13 protein-coding genes and 4 tRNA genes are annotated in these 15558 nt (G+C 39.0%); 7 read left to right on the top strand and 10 right to left on the bottom strand.

Features of this window, described 5'->3' with window-relative positions:
• Window positions 1–78: 78 nt before the first annotated feature.
• The 3 genes from ABVT42_RS04620 (at window position 79) to ABVT42_RS04610 (ending at window position 3698) form a co-directional block, all read left to right on the top strand.
• A complete protein-coding gene (locus ABVT42_RS04620) occupies window positions 79–654 on the top strand; it encodes a sugar O-acetyltransferase (RefSeq protein ID WP_353873921.1) in 576 nt (191 codons plus the stop codon).
• A 325-nt stretch (window positions 655–979) separates the two neighbouring features.
• Entirely contained in the window at window positions 980–3253 is a 2274-nt protein-coding gene (locus tag ABVT42_RS04615) for a DUF1631 family protein (RefSeq protein WP_353873922.1), read from the top strand.
• A gap of 238 nt (window positions 3254–3491) precedes the next feature.
• A complete protein-coding gene (locus tag ABVT42_RS04610; protein WP_353873923.1) occupies window positions 3492–3698 on the top strand; it encodes a hypothetical protein in 207 nt (68 codons plus the stop codon).
• Window positions 3699–3817: 119 nt separating this feature from the next.
• Here ABVT42_RS04610 and ABVT42_RS04605 read toward each other — a convergent pair whose 3' ends face one another.
• Complete coding sequence (locus ABVT42_RS04605) at window positions 3818–4831, bottom strand: TIGR01777 family oxidoreductase (protein ID WP_353873924.1); 1014 nt, start codon at window positions 4829–4831, stop codon at window positions 3818–3820.
• Between the two features lie 156 nt (window positions 4832–4987).
• On the bottom strand, window positions 4988–5455 hold the full coding sequence (locus tag ABVT42_RS04600; protein ID WP_353873925.1) for an EVE domain-containing protein: 468 nt from the start codon (window positions 5453–5455) through the stop codon (window positions 4988–4990).
• A gap of 144 nt (window positions 5456–5599) precedes the next feature.
• On the opposite strand from ABVT42_RS04600, the gene ABVT42_RS04595 reads away from it, so the two are divergent.
• Window positions 5600–7156 (top strand): DUF3300 domain-containing protein, encoded by a 1557-nt coding sequence (locus ABVT42_RS04595; RefSeq protein WP_353873926.1) that lies wholly within the window; start codon window positions 5600–5602, stop codon window positions 7154–7156.
• A 105-nt stretch (window positions 7157–7261) separates the two neighbouring features.
• Here the strand turns inward: ABVT42_RS04595 and ABVT42_RS04590 are convergent, their stop codons facing one another.
• Window positions 7262–7384, bottom strand: a complete 123-nt coding sequence (locus ABVT42_RS04590) for a pentapeptide repeat-containing protein (protein WP_353873927.1) — start codon at window positions 7382–7384, stop codon at window positions 7262–7264.
• Between the two features lie 513 nt (window positions 7385–7897).
• Here ABVT42_RS04590 and ABVT42_RS04585 point away from each other — a divergent pair.
• Window positions 7898–8815 (top strand): adenylate/guanylate cyclase domain-containing protein, encoded by a 918-nt coding sequence (locus tag ABVT42_RS04585; protein WP_417281472.1) that lies wholly within the window; start codon window positions 7898–7900, stop codon window positions 8813–8815.
• Window positions 8816–9192: 377 nt separating this feature from the next.
• On the opposite strand, the gene ABVT42_RS04580 is transcribed toward ABVT42_RS04585, so the two are convergent.
• The 7 genes from ABVT42_RS04580 to uvrY all read right to left on the bottom strand — a co-directional run bounded on the left by ABVT42_RS04580 (window position 9193) and on the right by uvrY (window position 13292).
• A tRNA-Gly gene (locus ABVT42_RS04580) sits at window positions 9193–9268 on the bottom strand.
• Window positions 9269–9362: 94 nt separating this feature from the next.
• A tRNA-Leu gene (locus ABVT42_RS04575) sits at window positions 9363–9449 on the bottom strand.
• A gap of 19 nt (window positions 9450–9468) precedes the next feature.
• Window positions 9469–9542: transfer RNA gene (locus tag ABVT42_RS04570), tRNA-Cys, on the bottom strand.
• 168 nt (window positions 9543–9710) lie between these two features.
• A tRNA-Gly gene (locus tag ABVT42_RS04565) sits at window positions 9711–9786 on the bottom strand.
• A 103-nt stretch (window positions 9787–9889) separates the two neighbouring features.
• Entirely contained in the window at window positions 9890–10495 is a 606-nt protein-coding gene (gene pgsA / locus ABVT42_RS04560; RefSeq protein ID WP_353873928.1) for a CDP-diacylglycerol--glycerol-3-phosphate 3-phosphatidyltransferase, read from the bottom strand.
• A 155-nt stretch (window positions 10496–10650) separates the two neighbouring features.
• Window positions 10651–12477 (bottom strand): excinuclease ABC subunit UvrC, encoded by a 1827-nt coding sequence (gene uvrC, locus ABVT42_RS04555; protein WP_353873929.1) that lies wholly within the window; start codon window positions 12475–12477, stop codon window positions 10651–10653.
• 170 nt (window positions 12478–12647) lie between these two features.
• The gene (gene uvrY / locus ABVT42_RS04550) at window positions 12648–13292 is read right to left on the bottom strand and encodes a UvrY/SirA/GacA family response regulator transcription factor (RefSeq protein ID WP_353873930.1); all 645 of its coding nucleotides are present in this window, start codon (window positions 13290–13292) and stop codon (window positions 12648–12650) included.
• Between the two features lie 198 nt (window positions 13293–13490).
• Here uvrY and ABVT42_RS04545 point away from each other — a divergent pair, with 198 nt between their 5' ends.
• The gene (locus ABVT42_RS04545) at window positions 13491–14228 is read left to right on the top strand and encodes a YciK family oxidoreductase (protein WP_353873931.1); all 738 of its coding nucleotides are present in this window, start codon (window positions 13491–13493) and stop codon (window positions 14226–14228) included.
• Between the two features lie 439 nt (window positions 14229–14667).
• Entirely contained in the window at window positions 14668–15555 is an 888-nt protein-coding gene (locus ABVT42_RS04540) for a GGDEF domain-containing protein (protein ID WP_353873932.1), read from the top strand.
• Window positions 15556–15558 lie beyond the last annotated feature (3 nt).

Genomic DNA, 15558 nt, shown 5'->3' with positions numbered 1-15558 from the left:
GCCATTTAAAAATAATGCTAAAATGAAAGACTAAATAAAACAGTATTTTAACCTAATTTTTGGATTGCTCAGCTAAACATGCCATTTAACCTACCCGATCTGAATGCCCTGACCATTAAACAGCCATTTGATAGTCTTACGCCCGAATTGCGTCAACAACGCCAGAAAACCCATGAATTATGCCGAAATTTTAATCGAGCGCCGAGTAAAGGGCATCTGAAAAAGGTCGTTAATAACTTCGCCTGTGCGGGAGAAAACATTATTATCGAGCCAGGCTTTCATTGTGACTATGGCCAGCAAATTTATATGGGCAATCAGATCTATATCAATATCAACTGTACGCTGCTAGATGGCGGCAAAATATATATTGGAGATAACTGTTTAATTGGCCCAAATGTGCAAATTTTAACCATCAACCACCCAATATCACCATCGGAGCGCTTGCAGAAAACTAGCCTGGCAAGTGATGTTGTTATTGGCAAAAATGTCTGGTTAGGCGCAGGAGCCATTCTATTGCCCGGAGTCATAATTGGTGATGGCGCCGTAATTGGTGCAGGTAGTGTAGTCACGCGCCCCGTTGCAGCCAATCAGCTAGTGGCAGGTAATCCAGCCAAACCTATCACCAACAGCACTCAGCAAAATCGCACGCTCTAAATACATTCATTGATTAACGACGAGTAACTATGGTTAACTTTATAGCGGCATTTAAACAACTTTATTGATGTGTCACAGAGTTGAAACACCTAACTGACCCCGTTCATATAGTTAATAATCGCTATTAAAAACAGCGCGCAACCTCGGTTTTCGAGCTATAATCAATATCGGCGAGCGTACGATTTTATCTCTAATTAGAATTCAAAGTGATCCCTTTATTCTTAAGTCGATAACTGCATCGCCATCAGTCGTCAATCAGCCAGCGAAAACTTGGTTTATTGTCATCTTAATTATCAGAAAATATAGCTCAGATAAATTTATTACCATGACAAAAGATTCAGTAAGTTCTAACGACGAAGTAATACTGAAAACTGATAAACAGACTATTCAGGCGCAACTGATTGAAAAGTATTTAGTCAATCAAAGCCAGGATTCAAGTGATGAACAAGATGTCGCACTTTTTACTGAGGAACTACGTCACTTAATCAGCCAACAAATTGTACAACAACAATCACCACAGTCGCCAGATGACACAAGTTCGCTTGAAAATAGCGATGATTTGATCACTGATTTAAATGATACCTCAACCTTTCATATCAAATTACAGAAATACTTACAACAAAGATTTACCAAAAAATCATTTGAAATTTCAGCTTCTCGCCAAAATTTGATCGAACTGGTCGACAATCTGTTTGAGTTTGCGCTAAAAGAAAAAAGTATTAAACCCAACATCAGAGAAATCATTCTTCAAATAAAGCCAATTTATTTATTACTGTTATTGCAATCCCCCGAAGCCATCACTTTAACTGCACACCCCGCCAAAAGTCTGCTCGACGATGTTGCCAAAGTGGGATTGTTATGGGATGAGTCCTCACCTAATGCGGCATTAATTTTGCAACAACTACAAAATGTTTTAGATCAATTACAGCAAGCAGCATTGTCTGATCGATCATTGGAAATGACTTTTGCCAGCAATGCTCAACTTATTAAAGCCTTTGCAGATAATCTTGCCAAGCGAGCAGAAATATTTGAAAAACGTATTCGAGAAGCCGAAGAAGGTAAAGCCAAGGCAGAACTGGCAAATCTACAATCACAATCTGCACTGAATAAACTAACTTGCAAAAAGAACATCCCTGAATTTATTTTACAAATGTTACTCAATGCTTGGCAGCATATTATTTTTCTCGACATATTAAAAGCTGAAAAAAATGATTCTCGGGATGCCCTGTTTATTGCTAAAGCGCTTATTGTTAGCATTCAATCTATTAGCGATATTGAAGAGTTTTCGAAATTTATTGAGCTTCAGGAAGTCTTACTCAAATGGCTACGCAATAAATTGGAAAAAACCTCTTACTCTTTTACTGAAATCGACGCATTTTTTGCTGCACTAGACAAAAGACACAGTGAGCTGATCAGTCAAATAAAACTCAAACTGGAACAAGGTCCCAAAGAGGAAATTCTGCGTTTAAAACCCACCACACCTTTTAATGAAACAGCTGATGCAACCATCACGCAAAGTGGTACAACTTTGACGAATGACGATATTGCTATTGATGAAATGACCGTTGAACAATGGGTTGAATACCGATTTCAACTAATCCCTGAAGAAGCAATACAGCCAGCTGACACCTTGTCTCCAAAAAGTCGGCAACAAAAAGACTTGGAAGCCAGCATAAAAAGGATTCAATTACTCAAACCCGGAGATTGGCTGGTGATTGAACAGCCAGAAAAAAGAATTCGTTGTAAACTGGCATCATACATTGACAGTGCCGACAAATATATTTTAGTCAATGGTTCGGGCAATAAGATTACCGAATTTACTACCGAAGATTTAGCATTAGCTTATAAAAATAAAACAATAAAAATCGTAGGGAACAAACCTCTATTTGAACAAGCTTATGAATCAATTTTTGGTAATTTATTACAACGATTTAAAGAGGAAGATGCGGCACAAAAAAAACTGGCACACCTAAAAGCACAAGAAAGCAAACGCCAAGCAGAAAAGCTTGCCGCGCAACAAGCGGCTGCCGCACAACTACAAAGTCAACAACAAGGGAATATTCAGCAAGCTGATGCGCAACAAGTTACCAAGCCAACTTCGAATCATCAAGTAACATCAGCTAAAATCACGACAACTCAATCCAGAAATATTCAACCTGAAAATGTAAAACAAGAAAATCAATTATCAACAACTGAAGCACAATCAAAAAATGTTAAAACCACCATACAAAGTAATATACAAAAAAGCGCACTCGACAATGCGAATAGAAGTAATGCAAATTTAATTAAAACACCTATCCCTTCAAAAGAATTAACCGAACAACAAATTGATAATATTACCAAGCTCGCAGTTGGCAGTTGGGTCGAAATTTTTATCAAAGATAAATTTAAAAAATGTCGCCTTGCGGCTAAAATTTCTGCCAGTGACAAATTTATTTTTACTGATCGTAGTGGTATAAAAATAAAAGAATGCAATACAGAAGAACTCAAAAGCATTTATCGTCTTGGTGAATTAAAGCTCGATGAACAAAATGATTTATTTGATCAGGCGCTCGCATCGGTTATCTCTAATTTACGTAATTTAAAAGCTGACAATTAATACCATCACTACTTTAGTAAGCTTAACACCGTAACATCTTAACAATAATATATTCCGCTTGTTATTTTTTTAAATATCCAGTATTTTCAAAGCTTGTGTTATTTACCTTTAGCGGGCATTTTTTATGCAGCGTGTTAATTTAAGTCAATTGACATTATTTCTTTCGACCTAGCTCTTAACAGTTTATCCATCTGAGTTATTCGCTAATACCTTATATAGCCCTACTTCATCGCCCAAAATGATAGATGCCAACAACTGGCAAATCACTCACTTACCCGAGAAAACCTCCTTGCGTGCCAGCGCTATCGGCTTCGATACCATTTGGGTTGGCGGTACTGAAGGTAAAGTTTTTATTAGCCATGATCAGGGGAAAAATTTTATAACATCACAGCTGCGGCAAAACTTGGCAGCATTTCTCAACCGAAGGCTTTTACACTATCAATAGCGATACTTTACGTTTTGTTGGTGCCGGTCATGATGGGCGTGTTGGAATCTTGGAAGTTAAATCAATGACACAAGCAACCAATCATTAGCTTTCAATACTTAAAAGTTGACGGCTGATGATTAGCAATCAATCAGAATATCACCTAAAGCAGATTTCAGTTGCGAAAATTTAAATTCAAACCCCAAAGATTCCAGTCGGGCAGGTATTACCCGCTGCCCTTTAATGAGCAAACGCGCTCGCTCACCCATAGTCAACTCAAATAAGCCTTCAGGTACTCGAAAAAGACACCAACGCTTAAGTTGCTCACAGAGCAATTGAGTAAATTCTCGATTAGTCACAGGTTGAGGCGCGGTCAGATTAAATTCGCCGTGACACTGTCTGGACTCATTGTGAATCAAAAATACGATTGCACGTACCATATCTTGAATATGTATCCATGATAAATACTGGTTTCCGTCGCCCAAGACGGTCGCTAACCCAAGCTTAAATGGCGTAAGTAAACGAGGCATAAAACCACCCCGCGGACTTAACACAATGCCGGTTCGAACAACACAAACTCTCACATTCAAACTTTCAGCAACCATGGCTGCTCTCTCCCAAGCATCACACAATTCATGCGTAAATTCGTGGTGCGGAGGACAGGTTTCATCAAGAATTCTGTCTTCACCATCGCCATACCAACCAACGGCAGAGCCACTAATTAAGACTTCAGGTAGATTTTCACGGGTTTGCATCCATTCCACCAGGGTTTTAGTAAAATCAACGCGGCTACGCCAAATATTATGCTTTTGCTGTTCACTCCAGTGTCGATCAACGATTGGCTCACCCGCCAGATTAATCACCCAGTTAATTGATTGCAACGCAGGAATTTCGGAAAGAGATTCAATTAAGTAAATCGTCACTGAGTCATTGAATAAAGTTAATGTACTTGAATCGGCCGAATGAATTATTTTGACCGTGCACTTAACCTGTTTCACCACATCATTTGAATTAAATTGCTGTTGTGCCTTTTTAACATGACGAGTTAAAACAAATACAGTGCCCCCTAAAGCAATAAAATATTCAATCAGAGACTCACCTATCAGCCCTGTTCCGCCTGTTATAAGTATTTGTTTCTTGGCTACTCTATTCATCAATCGCTCGCCCAGACCACGCTTTAGTAATCAGTATATTCATCAATATTTGATTCCTCTAGTAAAAAATGATTATGAGTGCTGGTCTGATGTTTATTAAAGTTGGCCGCTAACATAAATTATATGCCATTCATAGAATGCCGAGTATTGGCTATTTTATGACTTTCTTTGTGCCAGTTGGCAGATTAATTTCCATTCATTATCTTTAACAGGTTGAACAGATAAGCGTCCTTGTTTAAGTAACACCATATTCGCCAACTCAGGATTAGATTTAATCTCCGGCAAAGACACAATTGCCGAAAACTTCTTGACAAACCTCAGATCGAAGCGAAACCACTTAGGTTTTTCAGGCGATGATTTTGCATCAAAATATACACTCTCTGGATCAAACTGGTCGGGGTCTACATAAGCTTCACTGACCACTTTTCCAATACCAGCCACCCCAACATTTTTACAGCTACTATGATAAATTAACGCCAAATCATCAGTTTTAATTTGGTCTCGGATGATATTTCGCGCCTGATAATTTCGTATACCATTCCAAGGCTCAGCCAGCTTTCCAAGAGCGGCTAAATCATCAATTCCAAAAACATCAGGCTCAGTTTTTAATAACCAATAGTTCACATTTACGACCTTTTCATATAATGGATGCTTACTCAATATTGCAACTAGTGTAATTTATTTATCAGATTGATTCATGTTAGATTCAGTTTACATGGGTTTTAATTGTTAGCACGATCCACTAAAACAGCAAAAGAGAGCTCAAGTATGCCTAAATTCTACTTGATACTGATTAGCCTGATTATTGGGCTTTATTTGCCTAGCAGTATGGCTGAAGATGACGATGAGCAGCCGACCGATGGCCAACTAGCACAAATTCTAGCCCCTGTCGCTTTATATCCAGATAGTGTATTGACCCATATTTTAATTGCCTCAACTTACCCACTTGAAGTTATCGAAGCCAATCGATGGCAGCAGCAACATAGCAATGTATCGCCTGGCGATGCGCTGGATATGGTTGAAAACAAGAACTGGGATCCGAGTGTTAAAGCGCTGATTCCCTTTCCTAAAATATTACAAAAACTCAGTGAAGAGTTAAGCTGGACACAGTCACTTGGCGATGCTTTTTTACAAAATGAAGAGCGAGTACTACAGGTAATCCAAACCCTGCGACATCAAGCAGATCAAGCTGGTAGTCTTCAAAAAATGGAGCATATGGAAGTTGCGCGCGAAGACGATAAAATTATCATTCAACCTATTAAGCGAGAAGTCGTCTATCTCCCTTACTATGATTCACGTATAGTTTATGGGCATTGGTACTGGGATCACTATCCTCCTGTTCATTGGACCTGGCATCATCATCACAATCACCATTTTAGCCATCATCACCCTTTTTATTGGCAGCCTCGCGTTCATATCTCATTTAATTACTTTCATAGTGCATTTCATTGGCATAACCATCACGTCATTGTGGTTGATCGGCACCATTATCATGCCAAACGTTACCGCCATCGTCGTCACATCATCGATGATTATCGAGGACGTCATTGGCGGCATAATCCGGTACATCGGCGCGGCGTCGCTTACCGCAGCGAACATTTACGAAAACAATATCGTAGTAGTCGCCCGAGTAGAGAGCACACTCAAGTTATTCGCCGAAATGAACGCAAGGTCGTCCATGCAAGTCGACAAAACCACCGATCAAGCAATGAACGAGCGACAATACAGCGAGATAACCAAAATCGTTCGGTGCAACGGGAGCGCACTAACCGCTTGACCAGTGAACGTGCTAACAACTCATCTCGTCGTGCCGAACGTCAGACTGGTAGCTCTAACGCTACAAGTCTGAATTCAAGTGGACAATCACGCTCGGAAAGATTGCGTCAACAACTAACCAGTGCTCGGGAACGCACAACCAAACAAAACCAAGCAACAACTCAACATCAAAATACGCGTCGTGAGCGAGCCAATACAAACAATAATACAAACCGTGCGACAAATAATAGTCAGCGAAGTAACCGGACCTATCGCGAAGACTTAACAACGCGCCGAGTACAATCAGATAAATCCAAGAAAAGTCACGCAACAAATCGTCAACAGGTTAACCGTAGTGAGCATAACCAGCGGAATACTCAAGCCAGTCAACAGCAAAATGCTCAGTCATCGCATCGAGCTGAACGACGCTCAAATCAACAAAATCAATCCAGATCTCGAGAACAAATCAGATCGGAGCGAAACACAAATCAGCGACAAAATACACGCAGCGAACACCGCAGCAGCCAACAGCGATCACATAATTCAGAGAGACAAACTCAACATCACTAGCAAGATCGCCAAGTTATTGATACTTGTATTACATCAACCGCAAGCAAGTCAGTTATTCAATTGACTTGCTTGCGGTTTTAATATTTTTTTGTCAGATTGTTCACTTTAGATAATACAATTGAAAGGTGCCAGATTGACTTTACTGAAATTGACTTTGCTGAAATTGACTTTACTGAAGTTGACTTTATTGATATTTACTTTACTAAAATCTGCTTGACTAAAATTCACATAACTGACAAATACTTTACGAACGATTAGCGGATTGACTCAACTTAAATCTACTCAACTGTCTTTGGTTTAACATCAAATTATTTTAATATTTAGCTTTTATTCTTGTTACTTCTAGTTTTCATATTTGGCTTTCAATTATCGGTTTTAATATCTTGAGCATGAAAGCTTTCTGATTTAACCGTTATCTTTTTGCGCAAAATTCAACGCTAACTAACGCTTTAGGTTAACAGTGGTTAAGTTAAACGTCTTGCTTTATTCACAGGAAAAAACTGAACAAATTTTACTTTTGATGCACAAAACTGCCAACTTTCATCTAAACTGAAATTAAGCCAATGAATCTTTGTCAGCTCATATGGAACACACACGAAAAAGCAATTAGTTGAAAAAATAAAGCGCTTACTGTTACAACAAGTATCAGAACGCAATATCTCAGACTTTCAATTAGACAAACAACTTCACACAATTATTGATTCTGTCATTAATCAAAGTCAGCCTACGGAATCCAGAGAGTTGACCGTGCTACTTTCTGATTTGCGCGGCTTCACGGCGATAGCAGAAAAATTTTCCCCTCTTCAGGTTATTAACTTGCTGAATCGTTATTTTTCCCAAATGAGCCGAATTATCGTGCAATATGGTGGCACTATCGATAAATTTATGGGTGACTCTATCATGGCACTATTTGGTGCCCCACGCTCAACAACACATGACTTAGCCAATGCGATTGCCTGTGCAATCGAGATGCAGATTGCGATGACAGAAATCAATCGCTCAAATAGTCAAGAAGGTTTACCAACACTCTATATGGGAATTGGTATTAATACCGGTGTGGTTTTAATGGGAAATTTAGGCTCTGAACTCCATCGAGAATATACTGTTATTGGTGATCAAGTTAATCTGGCTTCTCGTGTCGAAGCTCATTGTCTACGTGGACAAATTCTCTTGAGTGAAAATACTTTTCAAGCGGCTCAATCTTTTGTAAAAATTGGGCGAGTCAACAGTGTAAAAGTCAAAGGTAAAATTCGCGCAGTCAATATGTATGAACTGCTGGCAACTTCTCAACCGGTTGCATTAGAAGTTCCAATTCAAGACTTCAGAAAAAGCCCCCGGATAATGATTGATGCGCCTTTGGCTTTTAAACGAGTCTCTAACAAAGTTGTCGAAGAAAAAGAATATACGGGTCGAATAATTGATATCAGTTACGGTGGGCTCTTTGCCACAGTGCCGACCAAACTGAATCCTTTAGACGAAATAAAAATTCAACTCTCCATGTCAATAATGGGACGTGATTCTACAGATATTTACGCACGGGTAATTACGGTAAATACTTTTGAAAATCAATATGAATGTAAATTTGAATTTACCGCTATCGATGATGAAGCACAGGCGGTTATCAAAGACTTTGTTGACCATCAAATAGAAAGATTATGATACGAAAAATTTTCGGCTCAGATATTCAACAATTAAGTGGTAAGAGTCAAATTTCTGTCAAATAAAACTGCTATTATATAAGTGTTGCGCTAATAGAGAGCAAAGGCAGAGAGAGCAAAGGCAGAGAGAGCAAAGGCAGAAAATCCTTCATTGCAAATAAAAGCAACTGAACTAGTTAAAATAATCAGTTAAAAGAATAAAAAATAAATAAAGAGAAATGGGTAGTTGATTGAGCTAAGTTTAATTAATTTGAAATTGAATTAATCTTAACTTAATTATTTTGGGAGTTAATTAATCTAAGACTTATTAATTTGGGACTTGATTAAATTAGAATATATTTAGATCAGGATATGTTTAAATCAAGGTATATTTTAAATTGGAGCGGGAAACGAGATTCGAACTCGCGACCCCAACCTTGGCAAGGTTGTGCTCTACCAGCTGAGCTATTCCCGCGTATTTGCTAGACAAGGAAAGTCTAACATAGAAAGTCTTAATCTTAACACCAGATTAATCAATCTAACAGTGTTATTTTCCACCATCTACAGCATGGTGCCCGGGGCCGGAGTCGAACCGGCACGGTGTTGCCACCGAGGGATTTTAAGTCCCTTGCGTCTACCAATTTCGCCACCCGGGCTATGAGTAGCTATAAATTATGGAGGCTGGGGTCGGAATCGAACCGGCGTACACGGAGTTGCAGTCCGCTGCATAACCACTCTGCCACCCAGCCAAATCTTGGCTTTTTAGTTCCTTTAAAATAGTTACTCCATTAAACTAGTCTTACTTGCTATTGTTTTTGCTTTAAAATTTATTTCTTCAAAGCAGAATCCAAAGCTAAAAACCCAGTGCTCCATTGTATACTTTGAATATTAAAAGTATATTGCCGAGCCTAATTATTTGGAGCGGGAAACGAGATTCGAACTCGCGACCCCAACCTTGGCAAGGTTGTGCTCTACCAGCTGAGCTATTCCCGCTTCAAGTGGGGAGGCATTTTACAGCAAGAAAAATGTCTGTCAAGCATGATTATCGCTACAAGCTTAACTTTTTTATCGATCACGCAAACCGCTGATTTTATAATCAATTGTCACCAGAATTCGACTGATTATTAAGCTCTGAAGAAGCCAGTAATGGCCAGGTGGCTTTCAAATAGATATACATGGACCATAAAGTCAGCGCTACTGCCACATATAAAAGTATGTAACCCCAAATATAAAGCCAAGAATGTTCCATTATTGTTTTTATTTCGGCTTCATTTCCGGCTAACAATAAAAAGAAAATTGCGGAAAGTTGCATTAAGGTTTTAATTTTAGCCACAAAAACGACTTTTACAGCAGAGCGTTCGCCATATTCAGCCATCCATTCACGAAGTGCCGAAACAGTAATTTCACGACTAATAATGACTAATGCCGGTGCGGCAATCCAAATCGTTGCATGCTGTTCTACTAATAAAACCAGCGACGCCGCTACCATTAACTTATCAGCAACTGGGTCTAGAAACTCACCTAAAGACGATTGCATGTTGTAACGTCTGGCAACCCAACCATCAAACCAATCTGTCCAGCCAACAATTGCAAAAATAATTGCCGCCGTAGTTTGCCCCCAACTAACTGGTAAATAAAAGAAAAATACCAGTAAAGGAATGCAGAGAATTCGAAATGACGTTAATAAATTGGCAATATTCATGATATATTAGTGGCAGAAACCTGTGGTAACCATTTTAGCATTGAGCATCAATATGTCACCTGTTAATCATTTGATTTGTTGATTTAATTGAATGGTGCATACAAAAATTTATCATTAAGTTTTCACATTAAAGATAAATAAAATGACATTCGCATTTAATCATGCAGTTGATCATAAATCAATTGCGCTAAATTTTGACTAATACCTTCAACTTGTTTTAAATCGCTGACACCCGCTCTTTTGACTTCCTGCAATCCACCAAAGTGCTGAATAATCGCTCGTCGTCGCTTTGCACCGACGCCAGGAATTCCCTCTAAAAAAGAAGTTTTTCTAACTTTTTCACGCTTTCCGCGATGCCCGGTAATTGCAAATCGATGAGCTTCATCTCGGATTGCCTGAATTAAATGTAAAGCCAAAGAGTCTTCTTCCAATCGCCTAGCTATCGCTTCGGAGGGAAAAAAGATTTGCTCCATACCAACTTTTCGATCACTGCCTTTAGCGACACTAATGAGTGTTACCTGGTCTAATTCAAGATCATCTAATACTTTTTGTGCTTGATTTAATTGACCTTTTCCACCGTCAATTATTAATAAGTCAGGTAATTTGGCTTCTTCTTTAACCAATCGATTAAATCGTCTGCGCACGGCTTGCTCAATGGCTGCGTAGTCATCGCCACCGGTAACTTCTTTTATATTAAATCGCCGGTAATCTGATTTTTTCGCCTGTCCTTGTTCAAATACTACACACGAGGCAACCGTCTGTTCACCTTGAAAGTGGCTGATGTCAAAGCATTCCATACGCATTGGTAATTTATCTAAATTCAGCTCATCCATTAAACATTGTAAACGCTTTTGAGTGTGACTTTTACTGGCTAACCTTGCGGCAATCATTTCTTGTAAATTTCGATTAGCCATATCTAACCAGGCAGCCCGACTGGTCTTTACGTAGTGGGCAATTCTCACCTTTCCGGCTCTTAACTCGCCAATGGTACGCGCTAATGAAGCAGGCTCTTCAATATCTGTATTGATTACAATTTCGCTGGGTAATTCATTTTGAGAAGCGGTATAATAGTGACCAAGAAAAGATTCCATCAATTCTGTTAAGCTCGTATCCAGTGGCACCTTTGGAAAAAAATTACGACTCCCCTGCACCAATCCATTGCGTATATGCAAAATAAATATTGCTGCCACTTTTTCTTTAATACCGGCCGCAACAATATCGATATCTGACTCTCGTCCTTGAACTGCCTGCTTTTCAAGAACTCGACGAAGTTGAATTATCTGGTCACGAATTTGCGCCGCTTTTTCAAACTCAAGTTGCTGTGAAGCAGTCTCCATACGCTCGGTTAAGGCTTGAATAACTGAGTCATTTTTACCTTGATAAAATAATCGAACCAGCTGCACATCTTTTTGATAATCTGCTGCACTGATCTTATTCACACAAGAGCCACTACAACGTTTAATCTGATATTGTAGACAGGGACGAGATCGATAGTTAAAAACACTATTTTCACATTGTCTGATTTGAAACAACTTTTGCATCAGAGAAATACTATATCGAGCAGCAGCGGAACCAGTAAATGGTCCAAAGTAATCACCTTTTTGCGTCTGTTTGCCTCGATGGATGCTTAATCGTGGAAATTCTTCGGCTGATAAAAAAATATAAGGATAACTTTTATCATCTCTAAATATCACGTTATATCTTGGACGATATTTTTTTATAAACTGATTTTCTAAAATTAAAGCTTCATTTTCACTTTCAGTCACCACGATTTGAATATCATGGATCTGCGAAACCATCACTTTAGTTTTTGGTGGATGATCCTGTTTTTGAAAATAGGATGATACTCTCTTTTTGAGATTTTTTGCTTTACCCACATAGATAATTTCCCCAGCCTGATTAATCATTTGATAAATGCCAGGGAGCTTGGTGAGATTCTTTAAAAACAGGTTTGCATCAAATGTTGATTGTGAAATGGTCAATTAGCCTTATTATCTTAGCATGTTTATTGATTAAAATTTGGGCAAATCATAAAAAGACGACTCCATGTCTTTTAGTTCAGTGTTGCTGTCATTCACTGTTGATATCATTCGCTGTCGGCGCTGCTCAATTCGCTGTCAGCGCTACTCACTGTCGCCAAAGCCAAAAAGTGTTATAACTTTTCGGACTCAATCACTCCATGACGTATTGCCATGTGAGTTAATTCAACATCATTCTCAATTTTAAGCTTTTCGAATAAACGATAGCGATAGCTATTAACAGTTTTGGGACTTAAAAACAATTGCTCAGAAATCTCCTGAACTTTTTGTCCGCGAGTAATCATTAGCATTACCTGCATTTCCCGATCTGAAAGATCATCAAACGGACTGCCCTCATCAGGATTTACCGACTTTAACGCCATTTGCTGCGCGATCTCAGGTGCAAGGTAGCGTTTACCACTAGCAACTTGCTTAATCGCAATGGTCATTTCTTCGATACCCGTGCCCTTAGTAATATATCCAGCAGCACCTGCTTGCATAAATCGTGTTGGATAAGGTTCATCACCATGCACAGTAACCGCTATCACTTTGACATCCGGATCAAAACGAATTAATCGCCGAGTGGCTTCCAACCCGCCTATGCCAGGCATATTGGCATCCATCAAAATAACCTCAGGACGAAGTTCACGCGCTTTGGTCACTGCTTCTTCACCACTGGAAGCTTCTCCAACAACTGTAATTTTGTCATCATCAGAGAGAAGTCGGCTAATACCGCTTCTGATTAATTCGTGGTCATCTACAATCAATACTTTAATCATCTGCCCTCCCATTATTCAAATGCCTCATCCCTAAAATCATTCAGGAAGCTTATCACTTTGGATAAGTTGTGAAAATACGAAAAGTGACTTACCTTTCACTTCACTTTAAAATTAGTCAATATAAATCAAAATTACTACGCTTAAACAAGACAACACTGTTAAAATTCAGTGAAATTCAACTTACAACAGGATTCCTCTATGCGTGATTATAAAGCGCCAGAACATTTGCTCAAAGAAAAAGTTATTTTAGTCACTGGTGCTAGTGACGGAATAGGCAAAGCGGCAGCCAAAAATTACGCAAAATTAGGTGCAACGGTTATTTTGCATGGTCGTAATACCAGCAAATTGGAAAGTGTTTACGACGAAATTGTTGATGCAGGATACCCACAACCGGCAATTATTCCGTTAAATTTAATCAATGCCTCTGCAGAGCAGTGTAAAAGTCTGGCCGAAACCATTCAACAAGAACTCGGTCAACTCGATGGTATTTTACACAATGCCGGTATGCTAGGTGAACTTTCACCCATTGAATTTACTCCCAGCGAATCATGGCATCAGATAATGCAAGTCAATATTAACGCCGTTTATTTATTAACTCATGCCTGCCTGCCATTGTTAAGACAATCGCCCAATGCCTCGTTAATAATGACTAGTTCTAGTGTTGGCCGTAAAGGACGCGCATTTTGGGGCGCTTATGCTGTTTCAAAATTTGCTGTCGAAGGGTTTGTACAAATTTTAGCTGACGAACTGGATGGTTCAAATATTCGTGTCAATGCGATTAATCCAGGCGCTACCCGAACTCAAATGCGCGCCAAGGCCTATCCCGCCGAAGATAGATACCGCTTAGTTACCCCTGAAGAGATCATGCCAATCTATGAATATTTAATGGGAGACGATAGTCTATCAATCAATGGACAATCTTTTGATGCACAATAATCGTTCAATCCAGGTGTTTGCAAAATACTTAAATGAGCAAAACACCTGAGTTAACAAAAAATAAAATCTAACTAAGCATCTAAGTAAATTTGTCATTATGCAACTGAGTCAGTGACTGTATGATTACACCTACGCTTAACACGCACAAAACACTACTTTAGGCACTGCAGCTCACCAGCAACAACCTATAATCATACCCAACGGATGATCATACGGCAGATTGTTGCCAACTAATCGACAGAATTTCGACTCCTTACTGTCATCTCAAAAGATTTTTGTTGAATATTGTGAATATAATTCGTCAATTTTTCATCACTTATGTCATAATCTCTACTATTGCTCATCTAAGCTATTGTAATTTATAAATATAATATTTATGGCATAAATTTTGCTGAGTTGAATGGAAAATAGACTCAATCTGTTGTTATTTGAGGAAAACATGAAAAGTCCTAACACAGCTAAAGTAATTGGTATCGAAGGCTACCGTTTTTCTGAACAGACTTCTGAACGTTTAGAAATTGCGAATTTAGCGATAAAATTACAACAAACCTTAGAAATTGCGCCACTACTGCAAAGCTTCTGTGCCGAAACTGCAGCAATTATTCCTTGTGACTCCGTGCGTTTTGCCAATAAATCACGCGATTTATTTTTTCAAACTGGTGAAGAGCAGCTCCATCGATGCCGCTATCGACTGGCACTCGAGGAAGATGATTTAGGTGAAATTGAATGTACTCGCCAGCAGCCCTTCACTATAAAAGAAACCCAAGCCATTGAGAATTTATTAAGTCTGTTAATTTATCCGCTACGCAACGCACTACTGTATCAAAAAGCAGTAGCAGAGGCACATCGCGATCCACTGACACAAATTGCAAACCGGGCAGCATTTAATGAAGCACTTAATCGAGAAATTTGTGCATTTAATCGACACCACACCGAATTTTCAATTATGGTCATTGACATCGATTATTTTAAACAAATTAATGATACTTATGGTCATCTGGTGGGTGATCAGGTTTTAAAAGAAGTGGCGACTACAATTCGCAATACGATTCGACGTTCAGATGAAGTGTTCCGTTATGGTGGCGAAGAATTTGTTGTTATTTTATCTAATACAAATATTGCTGGCGCAAGATTTATTGGTGAACGTGTCAGACGAGAACTTAAACAGCTGGCTTTTAAAAATTACGAGCAGTTGCAAGTTACAGCTTCAATTGGTATCGCAGCCAGCAACACATTGGTCGATGCCGACAAAACGTTACACCATGCCGATAAAGCTTTGTATGAAGCAAAAAATACCGGCCGTGATAAGGTCGCTGTGTATGCTTAACAG

It is taken from the genome of Aliikangiella maris (genome assembly GCF_040719265.1).
Lineage (GTDB): Bacteria > Pseudomonadota > Gammaproteobacteria > Enterobacterales > Kangiellaceae > Aliikangiella > Aliikangiella maris.
Note: the sequence above shows the minus strand (reverse complement) of the source record. Positions and strands in the feature narration are given on the sequence as shown.

Bases quoted from the DNA above. Each gene is read 5' to 3' on its own strand.
- ABVT42_RS04620 (WP_353873921.1), top strand. From the start codon at position 79: ATGCCATTTAACCTACCCGATCTGAATGCCCTGACCATTAAACAGCCA.
- ABVT42_RS04615 (WP_353873922.1), top strand. From the start codon at position 980: ATGACAAAAGATTCAGTAAGTTCTAACGACGAAGTAATACTGAAAACT.
- ABVT42_RS04610 (WP_353873923.1), top strand. From the start codon at position 3,492: ATGATAGATGCCAACAACTGGCAAATCACTCACTTACCCGAGAAAACC.
- ABVT42_RS04605 (WP_353873924.1), bottom strand. From the start codon at position 4,831: ATGAATAGAGTAGCCAAGAAACAAATACTTATAACAGGCGGAACAGGG.
- ABVT42_RS04595 (WP_353873926.1), top strand. From the start codon at position 5,600: ATGCCTAAATTCTACTTGATACTGATTAGCCTGATTATTGGGCTTTAT.
- pgsA (WP_353873928.1), bottom strand. From the start codon at position 10,495: ATGAATATTGCCAATTTATTAACGTCATTTCGAATTCTCTGCATTCCT.
- uvrY (WP_353873930.1), bottom strand. From the start codon at position 13,292: ATGATTAAAGTATTGATTGTAGATGACCACGAATTAATCAGAAGCGGT.
- ABVT42_RS04545 (WP_353873931.1), top strand. From the start codon at position 13,491: ATGCGTGATTATAAAGCGCCAGAACATTTGCTCAAAGAAAAAGTTATT.
- ABVT42_RS04540 (WP_353873932.1), top strand. From the start codon at position 14,668: ATGAAAAGTCCTAACACAGCTAAAGTAATTGGTATCGAAGGCTACCGT.